The 20,093-nt window shown below is 44.3% G+C and carries 18 protein-coding genes and 1 riboswitch; of the genes, 9 read left to right on the top strand and 9 right to left on the bottom strand.

Annotation, left to right across the window (positions count from 1 at the left end; all coding sequences use genetic code 11):
- Nucleotides 1–181: 181 nt before the first annotated feature.
- The 4 genes from phnW (at nt 182) to AB4249_RS11900 (ending at nt 5,035) form a co-directional block, all read left to right on the top strand.
- On the top strand, nt 182–1,285 hold the full coding sequence (phnW, locus tag AB4249_RS11885; RefSeq protein WP_372103288.1) for a 2-aminoethylphosphonate--pyruvate transaminase: 1,104 nt from the start codon (nt 182–184) through the stop codon (nt 1,283–1,285).
- Nucleotides 1,285–2,724, top strand: coding sequence for an aspartate aminotransferase family protein (locus AB4249_RS11890; protein WP_372103291.1), 1,440 nt, complete (start codon nt 1,285–1,287; stop codon nt 2,722–2,724). The genes phnW and AB4249_RS11890 overlap by 1 nt, the downstream gene beginning before the upstream one ends.
- A 92-nt stretch (nt 2,725–2,816) precedes the next feature.
- Nucleotides 2,817–3,635 (top strand): phosphonoacetaldehyde hydrolase, encoded by an 819-nt coding sequence (phnX, locus tag AB4249_RS11895; RefSeq protein WP_050649212.1) that lies wholly within the window; start codon nt 2,817–2,819, stop codon nt 3,633–3,635.
- Between the two features lie 332 nt (nt 3,636–3,967).
- The gene (locus AB4249_RS11900; protein ID WP_372103293.1) at nt 3,968–5,035 is read left to right on the top strand and encodes an OmpA family protein; all 1,068 of its coding nucleotides are present in this window, start codon (nt 3,968–3,970) and stop codon (nt 5,033–5,035) included.
- Nucleotides 5,036–5,168: 133 nt separating this feature from the next.
- Here the strand turns inward: AB4249_RS11900 and AB4249_RS11905 are convergent, their stop codons facing one another.
- Nucleotides 5,169–5,567, bottom strand: coding sequence for an OsmC family protein (locus AB4249_RS11905; protein ID WP_371720962.1), 399 nt, complete (start codon nt 5,565–5,567; stop codon nt 5,169–5,171).
- 200 nt (nt 5,568–5,767) lie between these two features.
- Here AB4249_RS11905 and msrB point away from each other — a divergent pair, with 200 nt between their 5' ends.
- On the top strand, nt 5,768–6,910 hold the full coding sequence (gene msrB, locus AB4249_RS11910; RefSeq protein WP_102332024.1) for a peptide-methionine (R)-S-oxide reductase MsrB: 1,143 nt from the start codon (nt 5,768–5,770) through the stop codon (nt 6,908–6,910).
- Between the two features lie 98 nt (nt 6,911–7,008).
- On the opposite strand, the gene AB4249_RS11915 is transcribed toward msrB, so the two are convergent.
- Together AB4249_RS11915 and AB4249_RS11920 are read right to left on the bottom strand one after the other, a co-directional pair.
- A complete protein-coding gene (locus AB4249_RS11915; RefSeq protein ID WP_017065604.1) occupies nt 7,009–8,376 on the bottom strand; it encodes a TrkH family potassium uptake protein in 1,368 nt (455 codons plus the stop codon).
- Between the two features lie 19 nt (nt 8,377–8,395).
- Entirely contained in the window at nt 8,396–9,052 is a 657-nt protein-coding gene (locus AB4249_RS11920) for a TrkA family potassium uptake protein (RefSeq protein ID WP_019820412.1), read from the bottom strand.
- Nucleotides 9,053–9,238: 186 nt separating this feature from the next.
- On the opposite strand from AB4249_RS11920, the gene AB4249_RS11925 reads away from it, so the two are divergent.
- The 3 genes from AB4249_RS11925 to AB4249_RS11935 all read left to right on the top strand — a co-directional run bounded on the left by AB4249_RS11925 (nt 9,239) and on the right by AB4249_RS11935 (nt 13,470).
- A complete protein-coding gene (locus AB4249_RS11925; RefSeq protein ID WP_372103296.1) occupies nt 9,239–10,408 on the top strand; it encodes a mechanosensitive ion channel family protein in 1,170 nt (389 codons plus the stop codon).
- A gap of 86 nt (nt 10,409–10,494) precedes the next feature.
- Complete coding sequence (locus AB4249_RS11930; protein ID WP_136973804.1) at nt 10,495–12,030, top strand: mannose-1-phosphate guanylyltransferase/mannose-6-phosphate isomerase; 1,536 nt, start codon at nt 10,495–10,497, stop codon at nt 12,028–12,030.
- Nucleotides 12,031–12,045: 15 nt separating this feature from the next.
- Nucleotides 12,046–13,470, top strand: coding sequence for a phosphomannomutase CpsG (locus tag AB4249_RS11935; protein WP_372103298.1), 1,425 nt, complete (start codon nt 12,046–12,048; stop codon nt 13,468–13,470).
- Nucleotides 13,471–13,580: 110 nt separating this feature from the next.
- Here the strand turns inward: AB4249_RS11935 and aroG are convergent, their stop codons facing one another.
- The 4 genes from aroG to AB4249_RS11955 all read right to left on the bottom strand — a co-directional run bounded on the left by aroG (nt 13,581) and on the right by AB4249_RS11955 (nt 15,965).
- Nucleotides 13,581–14,633, bottom strand: coding sequence for a 3-deoxy-7-phosphoheptulonate synthase AroG (aroG, locus tag AB4249_RS11940; protein WP_017061746.1), 1,053 nt, complete (start codon nt 14,631–14,633; stop codon nt 13,581–13,583).
- A 313-nt stretch (nt 14,634–14,946) separates the two neighbouring features.
- On the bottom strand, nt 14,947–15,162 hold the full coding sequence (locus AB4249_RS11945) for a DUF3820 family protein (RefSeq protein ID WP_004730103.1): 216 nt from the start codon (nt 15,160–15,162) through the stop codon (nt 14,947–14,949).
- Between the two features lie 13 nt (nt 15,163–15,175).
- A complete protein-coding gene (locus AB4249_RS11950; RefSeq protein WP_372103301.1) occupies nt 15,176–15,511 on the bottom strand; it encodes a hypothetical protein in 336 nt (111 codons plus the stop codon).
- A 100-nt stretch (nt 15,512–15,611) separates the two neighbouring features.
- Nucleotides 15,612–15,965, bottom strand: a complete 354-nt coding sequence (locus AB4249_RS11955; RefSeq protein ID WP_017068634.1) for a hypothetical protein — start codon at nt 15,963–15,965, stop codon at nt 15,612–15,614.
- A 323-nt stretch (nt 15,966–16,288) separates the two neighbouring features.
- Nucleotides 16,289–16,378, top strand: a riboswitch (cyclic di-GMP riboswitch).
- Between the two features lie 72 nt (nt 16,379–16,450).
- On the opposite strand from AB4249_RS11955, the gene gbpA reads away from it, so the two are divergent.
- Nucleotides 16,451–17,917, top strand: a complete 1,467-nt coding sequence (gbpA, locus tag AB4249_RS11960) for an N-acetylglucosamine-binding protein GbpA (RefSeq protein ID WP_372058056.1) — start codon at nt 16,451–16,453, stop codon at nt 17,915–17,917.
- Nucleotides 17,918–18,028: 111 nt separating this feature from the next.
- Here gbpA and cyoE read toward each other — a convergent pair whose 3' ends face one another.
- Together cyoE and AB4249_RS11970 are read right to left on the bottom strand one after the other, a co-directional pair.
- A complete protein-coding gene (gene cyoE / locus AB4249_RS11965; RefSeq protein ID WP_372103304.1) occupies nt 18,029–19,003 on the bottom strand; it encodes a heme o synthase in 975 nt (324 codons plus the stop codon).
- Complete coding sequence (locus tag AB4249_RS11970) at nt 18,993–20,048, bottom strand: heme A synthase (protein WP_372103307.1); 1,056 nt, start codon at nt 20,046–20,048, stop codon at nt 18,993–18,995. Before AB4249_RS11970 ends, cyoE begins: the two co-directional genes overlap by 11 nt.
- Between the last annotated feature and the right edge of the window lie 45 nt (nt 20,049–20,093).

The following is a 20,093-nucleotide window of genomic DNA, read 5'->3' on the forward strand; positions in this document are numbered from 1 at the left end:
GACGGTTAAATGAACAAAAAATGGCAATTTAAAGATCGGAAAATTTCTCAACACCAGTGAAAAATTTGAATATGAAGCTTTTGTGAAAATAACGTTTGGGCTATTTACGACCGTTTAAATTGGTTGTTAAAGTAATCGCAAATACTGGTATAGTCCAAAATACAAATCACGAGAATTGAACATGAGAAACGAATACTTACTGCTGACACCGGGCCCTCTATCTACTTCTGAAACCGTTCGCCAAGCGATGCTAAAAGACTGGTGTACTTGGGATGATGAATACAACAAAGACGTTGTTGAAGTGATTCGTAGCAAGCTTGTTACTTTGGCGACTAAGCAGGCGGGATATACAAGTGTATTAATGCAAGGCAGCGGCACTGCTTCAGTTGAAGCAACAATCGGTAGCGTTATCTCTAACAGCGGTAAGCTTCTTGTGGTCGATAACGGTGCGTATGGTGCTCGTATTGCTCAAATCGCAGAATATTTAAACATTCCATGCCATGTCGTTTCCCCAGGTGAAACATCACAGCCTGACTTGAACAAAATGGAAACGGCATTGGCTATGGATTCAGATATTACTCACGTTGCGATTGTGCATTGTGAGACCACTACAGGTATGTTGAATCCAATCGAAGAGATTGCAAAATTGGCAAAACAGCACAACAAAACCGTCATTCTTGATGCGATGTCGAGTTTTGGCGGTATTCCTATGGATATTGCTGACTTAGGTATCGATTACATGATCAGCTCAGCAAACAAGTGCATTCAAGGTGTACCGGGGTTCGGCTTTGTTATTGCAAAGCAATCAGATCTCGAGAAGTGCAAAGGCCAAGCTCGCTCATTAAGCCTTGACCTGTTTGACCAGTGGCACTGCATGGAAAGCAACCATGGTAAATGGCGCTTCACCTCTCCGACTCATACAGTGCGCGCTTTCTACCAAGCTCTACTTGAATTGGAACAAGAAGGCGGCATCGAAGCTCGTCATAGTCGCTACCAAACCAACCAAACCACATTGGTTGCAGGTATGCGTTCTCTTGGTTTTGAACCACTGCTTAATGATGACCTTCATTCACCTATCATCACCTCTTTCTATTCTCCAACTCATAGCGATTACCAATTCAAGGAATTCTATGACCGTTTGAAAGAGCAAGGGTTTGTGATTTACCCGGGCAAGGTTTCAAACGCAGACTGCTTCCGAATCGGTAACATCGGTCAAGTGTATCCGTCAGACATTGAAGCTCTCATTGGCGCAGTGAAAAACGCTATGTACTGGGACATCAAATAATGACGACGACCAATCAAGAGCCGACTCTAAAGGCCACACACTTTCGAAGCGAAGGCGATGTGAACACCACGCTAGCACGCGAAAAATGGAACGAGTCGCTAAACGATGATGCGACTCAAGCGATGTTAAAACGTGACTCTGACGTATTTCTTCATCAAGCGATGTCAACGCCTTGTCTAGACACACTTGAAGCAGCTGAAGGCATCTACATTCAAGATGCGACGGGCAAGAAGTACATGGACTTTCACGGCAATAATGTTCACCAGCTAGGTTATGGTCACCCACACATCATCAATAAAGTGACTCAGCAAATGGCGTCATTGCCGTTTTCACCGCGTCGCTTTACCAATGAGACGGCCGTTCAGTGTGCTGAGAAACTCACACAGATCTGCGGTGGTGATTTGAATCGCGTGTTGTTTGCCCCCGGTGGCACATCAGTGATCGGCATGGCGCTAAAACTTGCTCGACATGTCACCAACAATTTCAAAGTAGTGTCTTTGTGGGACTCATTCCATGGCGCGTCACTCGATGCAATTTCAGTAGGTGGCGAAGCGTGTTTCCGCGAAGGCATGGGGCCATTAATGGCTGGCGTAGAGCGCATTCCACCAGCGGTCTCTTATCGTGGTGCTTTCCCGCTTAATGACTCTTTATCGCTTCGCGGGCAAAACTCCGGCGATGCGAACGAGACCACATGTGATGTGCGTTATGCGGATTACCTAGAGTACGTGATTGAAAAAGAAGGCGGTATTGGAGCCTTCATTGCAGAAGCGGTTCGTAACACAGACGTTCAAGTGCCAAGTAAGGCTTATTGGAAGCGCATTCGTGAGATCTGTGACAAACACAACGTCATATTGATCATTGACGACATCCCAAATGGCATGGGTCGTAGCGGCGAATGGTTTACACACCAAGCGTTTGATATCGAACCTGACATTCTTTGTATCGGTAAAGGTTTTGGCGGGGGCTTGGTTCCAATTGCAGCCATGGTCACTAAAGACAAATACAACACGGCAGCGCAAGTATCACTTGGTCACTACACCCACGAGAAAAGTCCTATTGGCTGCGCAGCGGCACTGGCTACGATGGAAGTGATTGAGCAAGAAAATCTACTTGAAAAAGTACAAGCGGACAGCGCATTCGTGCGTGAACAACTGCTTCAAATGAAAGAGAAATACCCAGTCATTGGTGACGTTCGCGGCATCGGTCTGCTTTGGGGAGTGGAATTGGTCACTGACCATATCACCAAAAACCGAGCGTTCGATGAAGCAGAAGCAGTACTTTACCAATGTCTGAACGATGGCCTGAGCTTTAAGGTTTCACAAGGTAACGTGATTCAATTGAGCCCACCATTGATCATCAGCCGTAGCGAGCTAGAAGTCGCTCTGTCTGTATTCGAAAAAGCGATAGCCAAAGTCTGCAAAGATTTTGAATACCTTTAATTCTCGAAATCAACATTTAAACCAATAACCTTAAACAACCATTTGTTTCCCAGAACTTTGAACTGGGAGTGACACAAAAATAGGACACTATTATGAACACGACATCACCTATCCAAGCGGTTATCTTTGACTGGGCCGGCACTATCGTTGATTTTGGGTCGTTTGCTCCAACTAGCATCTTCGTTGAAGCATTCAAACAAGGTTTCGACTTTGACATCGACTTAGCTGAAGCGCGTGAACCTATGGGGATCGGCAAATGGGACCACATCCAAGCAGTGGGTCGAATTCCAGCTGTTGACGCTCGTTGGAAGGCTCAGTTCGGACGCTCCATGACAAGTGAAGACGTTGACGCGATCTACGCGGCATTCATGCCTCTTCAAAAAGCGAAAGTAGCCGATCACGCAGCACCTATTTTGAATGCGATAGAAGTGGTCAATAACCTAAAAGAGAAGAACGTGAAGATCGGGTCTTGTTCAGGTTACCCACGTGAAGTGATGGATGTTTTAATTCCTGCTGCTGCAGATTACGGTTACCGACCAGATAACGTGGTAGCGACCGATGACTTACCTCAAGGTGGTCGCCCTGCTCCATTTATGGCACTGAAAAACGTAATCGATCTAGGTGTAACTAGCGTTGCTGCGTGTGTAAAAGTAGACGACGCAGCACCGGGGATCGATGAGGGTCACAACGCAGGCATGTGGACAGTTGGACTTGTATTATCGGGGAACGAAGCAGGCTTAACGTATCAAGAATATTTAGATGCAGACGAGACAACACTTGCAGCTGCACGTGAAAAAGCAAGCGTTAAGCTAAACAAATCAAACCCACACTACCTAATCGATACCATTGCAGACCTACCAGGTGTCATTGCAGATATTGAAAAACGTTTGTTAGCTGGTGAGCGCCCATAACGGTAATCACCTAGATTACCCAACCAAACATTCCGTACACATGAAAATGAAACCTCGTATCGCCTAAAAATGATACGAGGTTTCTTCGTTTCCAACATTTGAGACAGCAATTAATTGACAAAAACCTCTGTAAATAGCACCTTAAATATATAATTTTTAACAATTTCATTGACCATAATAAGCAACTATACTAACAATGTAATAACAGTTCCAAGATAGGTTCGACCTGAATCTACGCCTTGAACGATCTACTGTTGCAGTGTCCCAATCAGTAAGTCGTCGCTTTAAAGGCTCATTCAGATAACAATAAGAGTTAATCCAAGGATAAGATTATGAAAAAATTGTCAAAAATCATGTGTGCTGTGATAGCTGCTTCAGGTTTCGCTGCTGCTCCATCAATTGCCGCAACGACATACGTAGGCGCAAAAGTTGGCATGGGTTGGCTAGATAGCGCTTGTGTCGACAACATTGATTGTGAAGATGATTCAGTGGCGGGCGGTATTTACGGTGGTTACAACTTTACCGATAACATTGCTCTAGAATTGAATGCAGATTACTTAGGTGATTATGACACCAGCTTTAACAACAACGGAGCGACTCAAAGATACAGCGATTCTATCGTAGCCATTTCTTTAAGCCCAATGTATCGACTAGCGATTAAACAAGAGTTTGATATCTTCTTTAAAGCAGGTCCTGCTTACATCATGCACGATGACGAAGACGACGTTGTTTTAGCCTTAGGTATCGGTGCCGAGAAACAGCTTTCAGACGATTGGGCGCTGAGAGTGGAATACCAATACTTCGATGATTTTGACGATAAGATCATCCAAGACCTAAACTCCAACCTTGTCACAGTAGGTCTTAGCTACAATTTCGGCACGGGTAATACAACCGCATCAGCGGCTGCAGCTTCTGCGGCGGCTGTAACTCAAGCACCTTCTGAACCAATCACAGAGCCAGAAGCTGTGGTCGTTGAAGAGGAAGTGGAGGTAGTGGTTACCAAAGCGCAAACTGAGAGTTTCTCTCAAGGTACATTTGCGACTAACAGCACAGAACTTTCAGACGAAGGTAAAGCCGCTATACAGCCAATTGTGGAAGTCTTACAAACATACCCTCAGTCTACCGTTAACATTGTTGGTCACACAGATTCAACAGGTGCAGCTGAGTACAACATGATGATCTCTAAGAAACGTGCGGCAGCAGTAGCAGCATACATCGAAGAGCAAGGTATTGAAGCTGATCGCATTACCGCTTCTGGTGAAGGGGAAGAAAACCCAATCGCATCAAACGATACGGCTGAAGGTCGTGCTCAAAACCGTCGTGTGGAAGCAACAATCCCAAGCTTCGAGTACCAAGAAGATGTTCAAGTTGAAGAAGTTATCATTGAAACAGTGGAATAATCGTATTCTAACGTAATAACGACTTCCTTAATAACAAGGGAGGAGCACTGCTAAGTGCTCCTCCCTTTCTTTATCTATGTTTGCTCATAAGCCGAAAAGTAACGACTCAAAGCCAAGCTATACAGCCAGAAGACTAGACGATTTCCCAACTATGAGTCATCTCTACGCCAGCACCCAACATTAGACATACAGAACAGTACTTTTCTAATGAATCAGCGCATACTTTTGCAACCAACTTAGGATCAAGATTGTCACCTGAAACTTCAAAGTGAATGTTAATCGCAGTAAAGATTTTTGGCGCGGTTTCACGACGTGTAGTTTCAAGTTTCGCGTTACAGCCTGTAATGCTTTGACCAGCAGATTTCAATCCATCTACCACATCAACAGAGCTACAACCACCAGCGGCCATAAGAACCATTTCCATCGGGCTTGGCGCCGTTGCACCACCGCTACCATCCATGACAATAGAGTGGCCTGATTGAGATTGACCCAAGAATTTAAAACCTTCGACCCATTTAACTTCTGCTTGCATGCTGTTCCTTAGATGTACGAAAACGTCATCATTATCTATTATTTTACATCAATGCCTACACCCTACTACTGGCGGCATTTATGAGCAAGATTTTCTATTTTAGATATTTTTTTCATGAATAGTGTAATTTTTTCCATCTAAAACCTGTCTCTATTCGTACATTCAAAATCGAATGAGAAAAACGTCAAGATGAGGTATCTATGAATAAATTATCTAAAATATTGGTATCACTCGTGGTTACACTACCACTGATTTCGCTGTTTGTAAGCCAGACTGGCACTGCCAATACAATGGATAAAACGGCTAGTTCAGGTAAAACTGAAATCGCGACACTGGCTGGTGGTTGTTTTTGGTGTACAGAATCCGATCTAGAAAAACTGACAGGCGTGACCGACGTTATCTCTGGATACTCTGGTGGTGAACTGGAAAACCCAACCTACAAACAGGTCTCTTCGGGTAAGTCAGGTCACATCGAAGTGATCAACGTGACCTATAACCCTGATGTGGTTAGCTACGAACAGGTTCTTGACCAATTCTTCCGACACATCGACCCAACCGATGACAAAGGTTCTTTTGTAGACCGAGGCCGTCATTATCGACCGGCTATTTTCTATCATAACCAAGCACAAAAAGATGTTGCTCAGAACTTCATGATGGAGATCGACAAAGCTAATATCTTTGGTGCACCACTAAAAACAGAACTGATAAAATTTGAGAAGTTCTGGCCAGCAGAAGATTACCACCAAGATTATTACAAGAAGAGTAAGGTTCGTTATAACTACTACCGCTATGCTTCTGGCCGCGATCAGTACCTAGATAAGATCTTCGGTGATGATAGAAAGGACAACCCTAAAACACTACGTCAGATCATCGACAGTAAGAATGCGACAGCGAATGCTAAAACATACGTAAAACCGTCTGATGCAGAGATCAAAGCGAAGCTTACAGCACTTCAATACGATGTAACGCAAGAAGACGCTACTGAGCGCCCATTTGACAACAAATACTGGGATAACAAGCAAGAAGGTATTTACGTTGATATCGTAACTGGGGAGCCATTGTTCTCTTCAAAAGACAAATACAAGTCAGGCACAGGCTGGCCGAGCTTTACACAGCCAATCAGCGAGGCTTATGTCGTCACAACTACTGACTACAAACTGCTTTACCCAAGAACAGAGGTTCGCAGTAAGTTTGGCGATTCCCACCTAGGGCATGTATTCAAAGATGGTCCAAAACCAACAGGCTTACGTTACTGCATGAACTCAGCCGCAATGCGCTTTATCCCAGCGGATAAATTAGCAGAAGAAGGCTATGAGGAATACGTTGAGATGTTTGAGGGCTAAGCATTCAGCATTTAACGAACAGCCTATAACAACAAAGCCAGCATATCGCTGGCTTTGTTTTTATTTACAGAGCTTTATTTATCAGCCCGTGAACCTAATTAACCAGTCAACACCGTGTCTTCTGGATATTTCAACAAGGAAGGTTCTGGGCGAGCTAGCATATAAGCCAAGGTCAGGGGGCCGATACGTCCAATCACCATAACAACAATCATGATGTATTTACCTGGCTCAGTCAGGTTCGCGGTTAAGCCAGCGGTTAAGCCAACCGTTGCAAAGGCTGAAATCACCTCAAACATGACTCGATCAAACGCTGCCTTTTCAGTAAGCATTAACAAAAACATCGCGGTGGTTAATAACGCCCCACTTACCACAATAATGGCCAATGACTTTGTTACCGCTTGCCAAGTCACAGTGCGCTTAAACATCACCACGTGCTTTTTCTGACGGAGGAAGGTCCACGTTGCGACAAAGGCTACTGCAAAGGTCGAAACCTTAATACCACCACCTGTTGAGGTAGAACCTGCACCAATCAACATCAGTACAATCATTACCAGCAACGCAGGCTGTGTGTACTGAGACAAATCCACACTATTAAAGCCAGCAGTACGAGCACTTGCCGACTGAAAAAATGCGGCTAGCCACTGTCCTTGAGTCGATAACCCTTCCATGGTTGCTGAGTTATTTCTTTCTAGCAGCCAGAACAATACCGTACCTACCAACAATAGAGTCGGAGTGGCGGTTAGCATAATCTTGGTGTGTAAATGAAGATGTCGAAAACCTTTACGCCAGTTACTCGATAGGTCGCCGACGACTGTGAAGCCTAGCCCACCGAAAATAAACAAGCCAGCTAAGGTGAAGATCACCAGCGGATCATCAACAAAACTCATCATACTGTCTGAAAACAGTGCAAAACCTGCGTTATTGAATGCAGATATCGCATGAAATAGAGCATAAAAACTGCCCGTTGACCATCCCATCTCAGGTACCCAGCGGAAGCAGAGCAATACAAAACCGATAAATTCAGCCACTAATGCAAAGATGATGATCTTCTTAACCAATTTACGAAGGTTAATCTTACGATCTTGGCCAAGCGCTTCTTTCGCGAGTGCTTGTTGTTTAAGGCTTAACCTAACACCGAACATGTAAAGCAGTACCGCAGATAGAGTCATCTGCCCTAACCCGCCGACTTGCATCAAGAACATCAGTAAGATTTTACCCGCCAAGGTGAAATGCTCACCGGTATCGACAACACCTAATCCTGTCACACTGATCGCCGAGGTTGCTGTAAACAGTGCATCCGTAAAACTTAGGCCTGTCACAGAGAATACAGGCATCGTCAACAATATTGCAGAGGGGATAAGTACGCCTAAGAAGCTCGTAAGGATAATCTTAGGTTCAGAGCCTTTACGTGGCTTTTTATCACTCTTAAGCGTGTAGAAAGTACCTTTTCGTTTTAACGAATTCATACTGTTACCTTATTGCCAATTACCAATTGCGTAGCTTTCTAGATAAGGTCTCTTTCGGCCCAGCGATGATCACCACATCCCCAATTTCTAAACTCACATCCAATTCTGGTGCTTTAGTGAGGTTCGGCCCTCGCTTGAAGCCAAGTACCTCAACACCATTTTCTTTACACAGCTTAAGATCGCCAAGTTTCTTACCCAACAGTTTAGAACCAATAACAATCTCCGTCATCGCTAAGCCACTGCCAAGGTCGATAAATTCGAGAACGCGTCTATCCAACATTTTACGCGCAACACGAATGCCCATATCTCGTTCAGGCATGATGATATGGTCAGCACCAATCTTAGAGAGAATCTTGCCGTGAAACTTATCGTTCGCCTTAACCCAGACTGCTTTTGCTCCAGATTCTTTCACCACCAAAGTCGTTAGAATGCTTGAGTTAACGTCAGAGCCTATCGACACCATCACCATATCGTAATCATCGAGTCTTAACTCTTTCACCGTCTCTTCGCTCGTGCAGTTCGCAACAATCGCTTGTGAAACAAAAGCCGCTGCTTCTTTCACTCGCTCTTCATCAATATCGACGGCCAGTACCTGTGCCCCTGAACTTTGTAGCTCTTTGCAAACAGACAGACCAAATCGCCCTAAACCGATAACTGCATATTGTTTGTCGCTCATTTGAAATCCTGTTTAGAAATTTTAATTACACGGGATAGCCAAACCTACATTAGTTTCTATCTCAAAAAAAGTTAGTTCTGCAAGAATAAGGTTATACTATTGTCATAATCGCTTGATTTATAAAGGTAGAGAACAACTCGAGTTTCTGCTAATTTCCAATTCATAATTTCTGCGGCAGCACACACAATGAATGAATTCATAACCCAAGTACAAACCTACATCAACCAGAGCCATAGTGATTGGGCAAACAGCGTCCTATGCATCACTATTGCGAGTTTTCTCGCTTGGGTAGCTTGGCGAATTATCCATAATCGCTTGGAAGTTCTGGTACAGAGAACCCACTTTCACTGGGATGACCTACTACTAGAGGCACTGAAAACCCCTGTCAGTACGTTACTTTGGTGTTGGCCAGCGACCGTATCTATCGGGTTGATTCTTCAAGATCAGTTTGGCAATGAAATCAACTGGTTAAAAACTCTCAAGCACATATTGATCATATGTACCTTCGTTTGGTTCACCTTACGAATGATCACCAATGCTGAAGCATACGTCTTAGAGCAAAAAAACAGGGATGAGACAACTGTACAGGCGATTGCAAAAGTAGCTCGTCTGTTCTTTATGGTCATGGGCGGCCTGACAATCATGCAAGCGTTTGGACTCAGCCTATCAGGCTTACTCACCTTTGGTGGTGTTGGTGGCTTGATCGTCGGTTTAGCGGCTAAGGACTTACTGTCGAATTTCTTCGGTGGCATGATGATTTACTTCGACCGCCCTTTTAAAGTCGGTGATTGGATACGTTCTCCCGATCGTCAAATCGAAGGCACTGTCGAACGCATTGGTTGGCGCATGACGATCATCCGCACTTTTGATAAGCGTCCTTTGTACGTGCCAAATTCGGTGTTCAGTAGTATTGTGGTAGAGAATCCATCGAGAATGTTGAATCGTAGAATCAATGAAACCTTTGGTCTTCGTTATCAAGATGCAGACAAATTGGCGCTCATTGTTGATGATGTAAGAACCATGCTCGAGACCCACCCAGATATTGATGCCAAACAGACGTTGATCGTTAACTTTGACAAATTTGGGCCATCAACGCTCAACTTCTTTATCTATACCTTCACAAAAACAGTCAACTGGATCAGGTACCACAAAGTGAAGCAAGACGTTCTGTTACAGGTTCTGGCGATTATTCATAAACACAATGCAGACATCGCGTTCCCAACACAGACACTCAAGATTGACCCTCAAGACTTTTCTAATGTTCAAGATCATAACAGCGTTCAAAGCCTAGGTGATAATCAGAATATTAGCAATCCCAAAGACATGTTGAACTCCCCTACGGAAGATCATCGATAGTCATATCCTTCTTGGTTATCGATAAGTAATAAGCGTGAAGCGTGGTAATATGATGGCAGTATTCTAATGCACCTAATTACCACGCTATGATTTTACCTGTCATTCTAGCCGGCGGCTCCGGAAGTCGTCTCTGGCCACTGTCTCGCGAGCTTTACCCTAAGCAATTTCTCAATATTGCCGGCGACCAGTCAATGCTTCAGCACACACTTCAACGCCTGCAAGGCCTTGAAGAGCACTTGATGGATAGTAAATGCGATGCCCCATTCATTATCTGTAATGAAGAGCATCGCTTTATTGCCGCTGAACAAGCTCGATCAGCTAACATTCAACATAGTGGTATTCTGCTAGAGCCAGTCGGTAGAAATACAGCCCCAGCCATTGCGCTTGCCGCCCTAAAGGCTTTAAGTAAACCACCGCTTAATGAACAAAGCGCATCCGACCCTATCTTGTTAGTGCTGGCTGCTGATCATCACATCGCGAAAACCTCTGAATTCCAACAAGCGATTAGTCGTGGTGTTGATTATGCAAAACAAGGCAAGCTGGTGACATTCGGTATAACACCTAGCTCCCCAGAGACTGGCTATGGCTATATCAAGCAGGGAGAGCCTCTTTCCTCCAGTGCTCAAACTGATACTAATGGAACAGAGCAGCCAATCAATCACGCCTTCGCCATAGAATGCTTTGTAGAAAAGCCAGACACAGCAACAGCAGAAGAGTACATCCGCTCAGAACAATACTTATGGAACAGTGGCATGTTCATGTTTAAGGCATCACGCTATGTTAAAGAACTCGCCGAACACCACCCTGAGATAGTAGCGGCTTGTAAACTCGCTCTTGCAACGCAAAATACCGACCTCGACTTTATCCGTATAGACGCTGAAGCATTCAAAAGCAGTCCAAGTGATTCAATCGATTACGCCGTGATGGAAAAGACCTCGCACGCCGCGGTGATCCCGATGGATGTCGGTTGGAACGATATTGGCTCATGGTCCGCGATCTGGGATGTAAGCGAAAAAGATCAGCACAATAACGTCATTGAAGGTGATGTGTTAACCGTCGACTCTCAACACAACTACATCCATGCTGAAAATAAGCTGGTTGCGACGGTAGGTGTCGACAACCTGATTATTGTCGAAACCAAAGACGCTATATTGGTTGCAAATAAAGACAGGGTTCAGGGTGTTAAATCGATTGTCAGTCAACTAAATCAAGCGGGTCGCACAGAACATGTGCATCATCGTGAGGTGTTTAGACCTTGGGGTAAATACGATGTTATCGACCTAGGCAAGCGCGACAAAGTTAAACGTATCACCGTTAAACCCGGTCACAAGTTGTCGTTACAAATGCACCACCATAGAGCGGAACATTGGGTAGTCGTGGCGGGTACTGCGAAAGTGACCAACAATGAGAAAACCTATCTGGTTGAAGAAGATCAATCCACTTACATCCCTTTAGGTCATATTCACAGCCTAGAGAACCCAGGGGATCTCCCACTCGAGATGATTGAAGTACAAACAGGCAGTCATTTAAGTGAAGGCGACATCATTCGATATCAAGACAGTTATGGGCGAGACGTGCGCAAGCAACAAGTCCACTCATCAAAGCACAACCAAACGAAATAAAGCAGCGACAAATCGATGAAACCAACATTAGACCTAAACTGCTTTAAGAACAACGATATCCGCGGCGTCATTGGTAAACAAATCAATGAGCCACTCGCCTACCTGCTCGGTAAGGCATTTGGCGAATACGTCCTATCCGCTAAGCCTGAAACCTCACTCGATGGTTTGGCGCAGGTAGTGATTGGTCGTGATAACCGCAAAACCTCCCTGTCATTACAAGAAGCCATGACCAAAGGCTTAATCGAGTCAGGGATTACCGTCATTGATCTAGGTATGACTGGCACTGAAGAGGTCTACTTTGCGACTCGTTACCTAAAAGCGATTGGCGGAATACAAATCACAGCCAGCCACAACCCAATCAATTACAACGGCATGAAAATGGTCGGTGTAGACGCTAGCCCTATCAGTAAAAACAGTGGTTTAGATGAAATCAAACGACGCATTGAAGAACTTAATCAAGAGCTGAACTGCAATTTACCGTTCGTTCATGCACAACCAAGTAACTCTAGTAGATCGTACAGTATTCTTGCTCCGTACGTCGAGCACCTACTCTCGTACATAACCCCATCAAAGCTGTCACCGATGAAGATTGTGGTTAATGCTGGGAACGGTGTTGCAGGACATATCATTGATGCTTTAGATAATAAATTTAACGAACTCGGTGTCCCTATCACCTTCATCAAAGTTCATCATAACCCTGATGGAAACTTCCCAAATGGTATTCCAAACCCTTTGATTAGAGAGAACCAAGCAGCCACTCGAGATGCCGTTTTAGAGCATTCTGCCAACCTTGGAATTGCTTGGGATGGAGACTTCGACCGATGCTTTTTCTTTGATGAGCAAGGCGATTACATCGAGGGTTATTACATTGTAGGGTTGCTTGCTGAAGCATTCTTGGTCAAACAGCCTAACACGACTGTATTGCACGATATGCGCATGACCTGGAACACAATTGAAATCGCAAAAACGCATGGTGGAAAAGCGATTGGAATTAAAGCAGGACACGCACTGATCAAAGAGAAGATGCGTGAAACGAATGCCGTCTATGGGGGCGAAATGAGCGCACACCATTATTTTCGTGATTTTGGATATTGCGATTCAGGCATGATTCCTTGGCTATTGGCTATCGAGCTGATGTCGAAAACTCAACAATCTATTCACCAATTAACGAGTACTAGTATAGATAGATTCCCCTCTTCCGGGGAGATCAATCGAAGAGTCTCAGACCCAGAGCAGGTCATGGCTTGCGTGTTATCGCACTACCAAGATAATGCCGTTGAGATCGATCACACAGACGGAATCAGCATGAATATGGGCTCATGGCGCTTCAACTTAAGAAAGTCCAATACCGAGCCATTAATACGCCTTAACGTTGAAACCAAACAAGATAAAGCTTTACTGTCACTTAAAGTCGACGAGTTACTGTCTTTTCTCATTTAAGAATACAGACACTTCCAGTTTTCAACTAAGATCCACAAAAAAGCCCTTATTAGCTGTTGCTAACTAAGGGCTTTGAATTTTCAGTAGCTTAATCGCTGACTGTAATTAGTCTATTTGTTACGACGAGCTTCAACAGCGTCTGCCAACTGGCGAAGTACTGTTTCAGTGTCTTCCCAACCAATACACGCATCAGTAACAGATTGGCCGTACGTTGCAGCTTTGCCCTCAACCAGGTCTTGGCGACCTTCAACAAGATGAGATTCAATCATCACACCAAAGATAGCTTTGTCGCCACCAGAAATTTGTGCGCTTACGTCATCAGATACGTTCATTTGACGCTTAAACTGCTTAGAGCTGTTTGCGTGGCTGAAATCGATCATCACTTTTTGTGGAAGACCAGAAGCTGCTAGCTCTTCTTTAATCTTACCAACGTGTTCTGCGCTGTAATTTGGCTCTTTGCCACCACGTAGGATGATATGACAATCAGGGTTACCTGCTGTTTCAACGATAGCTGAGTGACCGTACTTAGTTACTGATAAGAAGTGGTGAGAAGCGCTAGCAGAGCGAATAGCATCTGTTGCAATCTTGATGTTGCCATCAGTACCATTCTTAAATCCAACTGGGCAAGATAGGCCAGAAGCCAGTTCGCGGTGAACTTGAGATTCTGTAGTACGTGCGCCGATTGCACCCCAGCTGATTAGGTCAGCAACGTATTGAGGCGTGATCATGTCTAGGAATTCGCTTGCCGTTGGCATGCCCATGTCAGTTAGGTCCAGCAGTAGCTTACGTCCTAGACGAAGGCCATCATTTAGCTTGAACGTATCGTTCATGTACGGGTCATTTATTAGACCTTTCCAACCAACAGTTGTACGTGGTTTTTCAAAGTAAACACGCATTACGATTTCAAGGTTATCACCAAGTTCGTCGCGCAACACTTTCAAACGTTTACCGTACTCAAGAGCAGCTTCTGTGTCATGAATAGAACATGGGCCGACAATAACAAGCAAGCGATCATCGCTCTCTTCTAAAATATTGTGGATCGCTTTGCGGCTTTCAAAGGTTGTAGAAGAAGCAACTTCTGTCGCTGGAAACTTTTCTAAAACAGCAACAGGGGGTAATAACTCTTTTACTTTGTTAATTCTTACATCATCAGTCTGGAACATTGCTTACTTCTTCCTTTTTTCTATCCTTGAGCTGAATGTACGTTGTCTCACGTCACTTTCTATCAGCACTAATCTTCTTGTTCCCTGTAACTTAACTAGTAAAAACTCTAGTTTCAATCACTAATTAAAAATAAACGCAATTTTTTTTGTGTTTTATATTTAAAACACCCTGTATACCATTATTTACACGCTATCGATTGCGTATTTTATAGCAAGGTAAGAAGAGCCATTCTTCAAGCTACATCATGCATGTAAAATTGTGTCGAACTCAAAAACAAAAAAGCTCACGTGATCAGCGTGAGCTTTTATTTAATTACATTCTTTTCAATGGCTTGACGACACTATCAAGCCCTTCAATTTTCAGAGCAAGGCACAGTTTCAATAAATCGCCGAGTTCGCCAGACGGGAATCCCTTTTTATCAAACCACAGCAAATATTCTTCAGGTAAGTCAATCAGTGTACGACCCGCGTACTTTCCAAATGGCATCTGCATTCGAGCCAACTTAATCAGGTTCTCTTTCTCTAGCATTATTCGGTCTTTACTATGCGTCATCTATGTTGTGTAGAGTATCACCTAAACGTTCAACCCAATAGTTGATCGCGTCTTTGGCATCATCCAGCGAATCAATCATGGTTGAAAAATCTTTGTTACCCGCTTCACGGTCGATCACCACAGAATCATAGTCGTCTAACTTGGAGCTCAATCGCTGCGCATCACGTAGCCCAATCCTTGCCCAAACTAGGTCAACGCCTCCATCAGGGACTGGCTGAAAATCTTTATAACTGGTGAATTTAGTTGCGGTTTTAATTGGGCCGCCTGCACAACCAAACAAGAAGATGCTGGTTGCAACAAGCAAAAAGACTTTTAAAGGGTTCATAACGCACTTAGTCAAAATTAAGGAATCTAATTAAGTATGACATACCCTATGTGAAAAGGTTGTAGAAAAAGGGGGTTAAAAATCAGAGCTAACTCTAAAATTAATCATGTTGAACAGTGTGTGCGTACTCTACAATTACCTGATTTCCTTCAATATAAGCATTTTGGATCTCACCATCAACACTCATTCTACTTTTCAGGTAGACCACTTTAGGCCCCGATTCATTGACCTCTTTTAGCGAGGGGAATACATTCCTTGGTTCCAAATGAAGTAAACGACAAAAATGACTAATGAAAGACATGGTTAATGGCGTCTCCCCTCTTAGCACTCTTGAGAAATCAAGCTGGTTCATGCCTAGCTTTTTTGAAAACTCCATCTGCGTAATTCGCATTCTCGATTTTTGTGACATCCACGTTTGATACAACGCGTCTCTGTCTAGTTCTGTGAATTCCATACTGGCTCCTTTATATAATTCATACCAATCAATTGTCCGGTTTTTCATACATGGCGTGTCAGGGTTCGGTTAGTGGAAACCAAAGGTTTGGTTTTGATATGTGCACAATTGTTGTACAGAGCGAAGCGAAACAACCCAAAGTCATTCACTAAAACGATTAGATCAAATGCTTTCTTTATTTATATCAATAATTTATACGTTAACGAACTAAACATATAGCAAGTTAATTTGTATCAAGAATTAAAAGTTCGAGATTGGCATTCCACATTTCAATCGATTGATTCGCATTTATAAAACTGGTTGGCTACATTTCGATTGCTCAAACGCACTTCTGGCAAACTATTTGAAAGAATAGGACGCAAAGCCACCGGTCTGTCGACAAATATTCTGTCTATGATAGCGGGGCCGCCACTTAATAGAATTTAAGTGTAAATGCATGCCGGGGTGTTCTCTTTTTTGTCGGCCAAATACAGTAAGGACAAATAATGAAACAACTCCAAAAAAAATCACTCATCGCGCTATCGCTTCTTAGCGTAAGCGGTGCAAGCTTCGGTCACGGTTATGTCTCGGCATACAACAATGGCGTAGCTGAGAGCCGTGTTGCCCTATGTAAGTTCCCTGCGAGTGATACGCAAGAGAAAAACACCAACTGTGGTGGTATCCAATACGAACCACAAAGTGTAGAAGGCCCTGAAGGCTTCCCAGAAGTTGGCCCTGCTGATGGGAAAATCGCCAGTGCGCAATCTTCTTTAGCAGCAGCACTAGACGAACAAAAGGCAGACCGCTGGGTTAAACGCCCTATCAAGTCTGGTTCTCAATACTTCGAGTGGACATTCACAGCTAACCACAAGACTCGCGATTGGAAATATTACATTACTCAACCCGACTGGAATCCAAACCAGCCGTTGGCTCGCAGCTCTTTTGACTTAACGCCATTCTGTGTTGTTGAAGGCAATATGGAACAGCCACCGATGCAAGTCAGTCACTTGTGTAATGTCCCAGAGCGTGAAGGTTATCAAGTGATCCTTGCCGTATGGGATGTAGGTGACACTGCAGCGGCTTTCTACAACGTTATCGACGTGAAATTTGATGGTGACGGCCCTATCATTCCTGATTGGGATCAAGGTGGTCAAATCAACCCGACACAAGACCTGAATGTTGGTGACGCTGTTTATACGCGTGTATTCGACCAGTCTGGTGAGAACGCTTCATACAGCACTGAGCTTGTGATTGAAACTTCTGAACAAGGCAAAGCCAATAACTGGTCTTACGCGCTTGCTTCTAAGATCAACCAAGAGCAGACGCAAATCAAAGCAGGTCAATTGAATGACCAAGGCGATTTCGCACCCGTTTACGGCACGAATCCTGTTTATCTAAAAGCAGGCTCTGGCTTTAACAGTGTCGAAATCGGCTACAAGATTGATACTCCAGAACCCGAGCATGATCTTGAAGTCTCGGGCTTAGAATCAGAGTACATTATCGATGAGAGCCAACCTACTCAGCTTGATCTTACGTTAACGGCAACAGGCGATATCCAAGCTGAGCTTACCGTGTACAACCATCACCGTGAAGCACTTGCATCTCAGAAATCGGATCTAACAGACGGACAAGTTGAAGATATTCAACTGACTCTTTCTAAGTCTGAAGCTGGTCACCACATGCTTGTGGTTGTGACGAAAGATGACCAAGGTAACTTAGTTGATCAGAACACGCTTGATTTCCACCTAATGGACGAGCAAACACCGCCACCAGCAGGCGACTACGACTTCGTGTTCCCAGAAAGCATTGAGTCTTACACAGCAGGAACAAAGGTTCTAAGCAGCGATGGTGGCGTTTATCAGTGTAAAGAGTTCCCATACTCTGGCTACTGTGTTCAATGGGCTCCAACAGCAACTCAGTACGAACCAGGTGTCGGTTCACACTGGCAAAGTGCTTGGAACAAAGTGGACTAAGTACTCGCTAGATACTTACTTTGTATTAGGTGAGTTTTAGTGATCAACCAAACAAAAACGGATGCCCAGAGCATCCGTTTTCTTATTCTGTAACAGCTGAAGCATCAGTTATCAAAGTAGATAGTGGTCCGCCAACAGAGCGACAAACAAGATCATGAGATGATAGATGGAGAACTTAAAGGTCTTCATCGCCATATTAGGTTCATCACGATATTTAAGTATCCAAGCGTGATAAACAAACCCGCCGTTGAGCACCAATGAAGCGCTTAGATATATCCAACTACTCATGCCGACCAACACTGGCAATATACATACGATGCTTAGCAGCAAGGTATAGAGCAGAATCGATGTTTTGGTGTAAGCAATACCATGGGTCACAGGCAGCATGGGGATATTCACTTTGGCATACTCATCACGACGATGAATTGCCAACGCCCAGAAGTGCGGAGGTGTCCAAATAAAGATGATCATCACCAACAACCAAGCATTTGAATGAAGCTCGTTGGTGACTGCCGTCCAGCCCAGTAGAGGTGGCATTGCGCCTGCAATCCCTGCGATCACAATGTTTTGTGGCGTCGCTCGTTTTAAGTACATGGTATAAATCACCGCGTAACCCAACAAGCTTGCAAAGGTTAACCAAGCCGTGAGTTGATTGACCCACACCATTAACGTGGCAAACCCAAGTAAGCCGATACCTGCTGCAAAGCTAAACACACGCACACTACTCAGCTCACCGGATGGTAAAGGGCGTCGATTTGTTCGAGTCATCTGGCCGTCGATCTTTTTATCGATCAAATGGTTAAACGCAGCCGCTGAACCTGCCATTAACCCTATCCCAATCATTCCGAACAGAGTTTGTTGCAAAGGCAATCCATTCGGCACGGCCAAACACATCCCAACCAATGCTGTCAGCAACATCAAAGCCACCACTTTAGGCTTAGTCAGCGTTAAATAAACTTTCCAAGTGGCTTTGTTTTTTTCAGCCTTTTCGTTACTTAAAGTTATGTCATTATTGGCTGTTATCTTATGAGTTAAGGCTGCGTCTTGAGCCACCACTTCATACTGTGTTGACGTTCTACTGACCATGATTACCTCCTTGTAATACACTGTTCTTCACCAAGCTCTCACTCGGTTTGCGTTGCCACACCACAAAATTGGTTACAACCATGCTGATGAGCAACATTGCTGCGACTAGGTTATGCAAAACCGCAACTGAGATTGGCAGGTGAAACCATACATTACTGATCCCAAGGCTGATTTGAGTAAACAACACTATTGCGACAATCATGCTCAGCTTTTGGTGAGGCACTTGGCCAAACTTCCATAACTGGTACACGACCATCAGCACCGTTAATGTCGCCACAATAGCCCCGAGCCTGTGCATGACATGTATGGTAAGCCTCGCGGGATACTCCAACACACCAAACTCATAGTTATCGTGTCCGTGTTGAGCAAAATCGAACGCATTTTTGAAATCGAGGTAGCTCATCCAGTTACCTTCACAAATAGGCAATTGGGTACACACCAAAGCGGCATAGTTTGACGATGTCCAACCACCAAGCAGTATCTGCCCAACCACAATGAGTAACCCAAACAACGCCCAAAATTTAAGTGTTGGAGAATAAGAAGCCTCGCCAAAACGGCTTTGGAATTGAGACAAACGGCAGTAGAGCAGACACAACAGTGACAGCAACGTGAACCCCCCCATCAAATGCGCCATAACCACAACGGGCATCAACTTAAGAGTCACCGTCCACATTCCAAGCAAAGCCTGAAAAATCACAGTGGCAGAGATAAGTAATGGAAGACCAACTGGTGTGATGTTCTTTTTAATACACCAAGCTACAACGACAAAGATAAGCAACCCTAATGTTCCTGCAAAGTAGCGATGGATCATCTCTATCCACGCTTTGTCTGCTTCAAGAGCTCGCTCTGGAAATTGCAGATTGGCTTGACTCACCGCTTGGGCATCAGACGGAACGGTGATCTTACCGTAACAACCCGGCCAGTCAGGACAGCCAAGGCCAGCATCAGACAGGCGTGTATAAGCTCCGAGAACAATCACGGTAAGGGTTAACAAGATAGTTAATCTCATCACAAGCATCAGTAAATCAGGGGCTTTATTCTGCATCACTTATCTCCCTATACTTATTCCCTTTCGCTGCTTAAGCTCAAG

Origin of the sequence: Vibrio sp. 10N.261.55.F4, assembly GCF_041470465.1 — a bacterium.
GTDB lineage: Bacteria > Pseudomonadota > Gammaproteobacteria > Enterobacterales > Vibrionaceae > Vibrio > Vibrio crassostreae_C.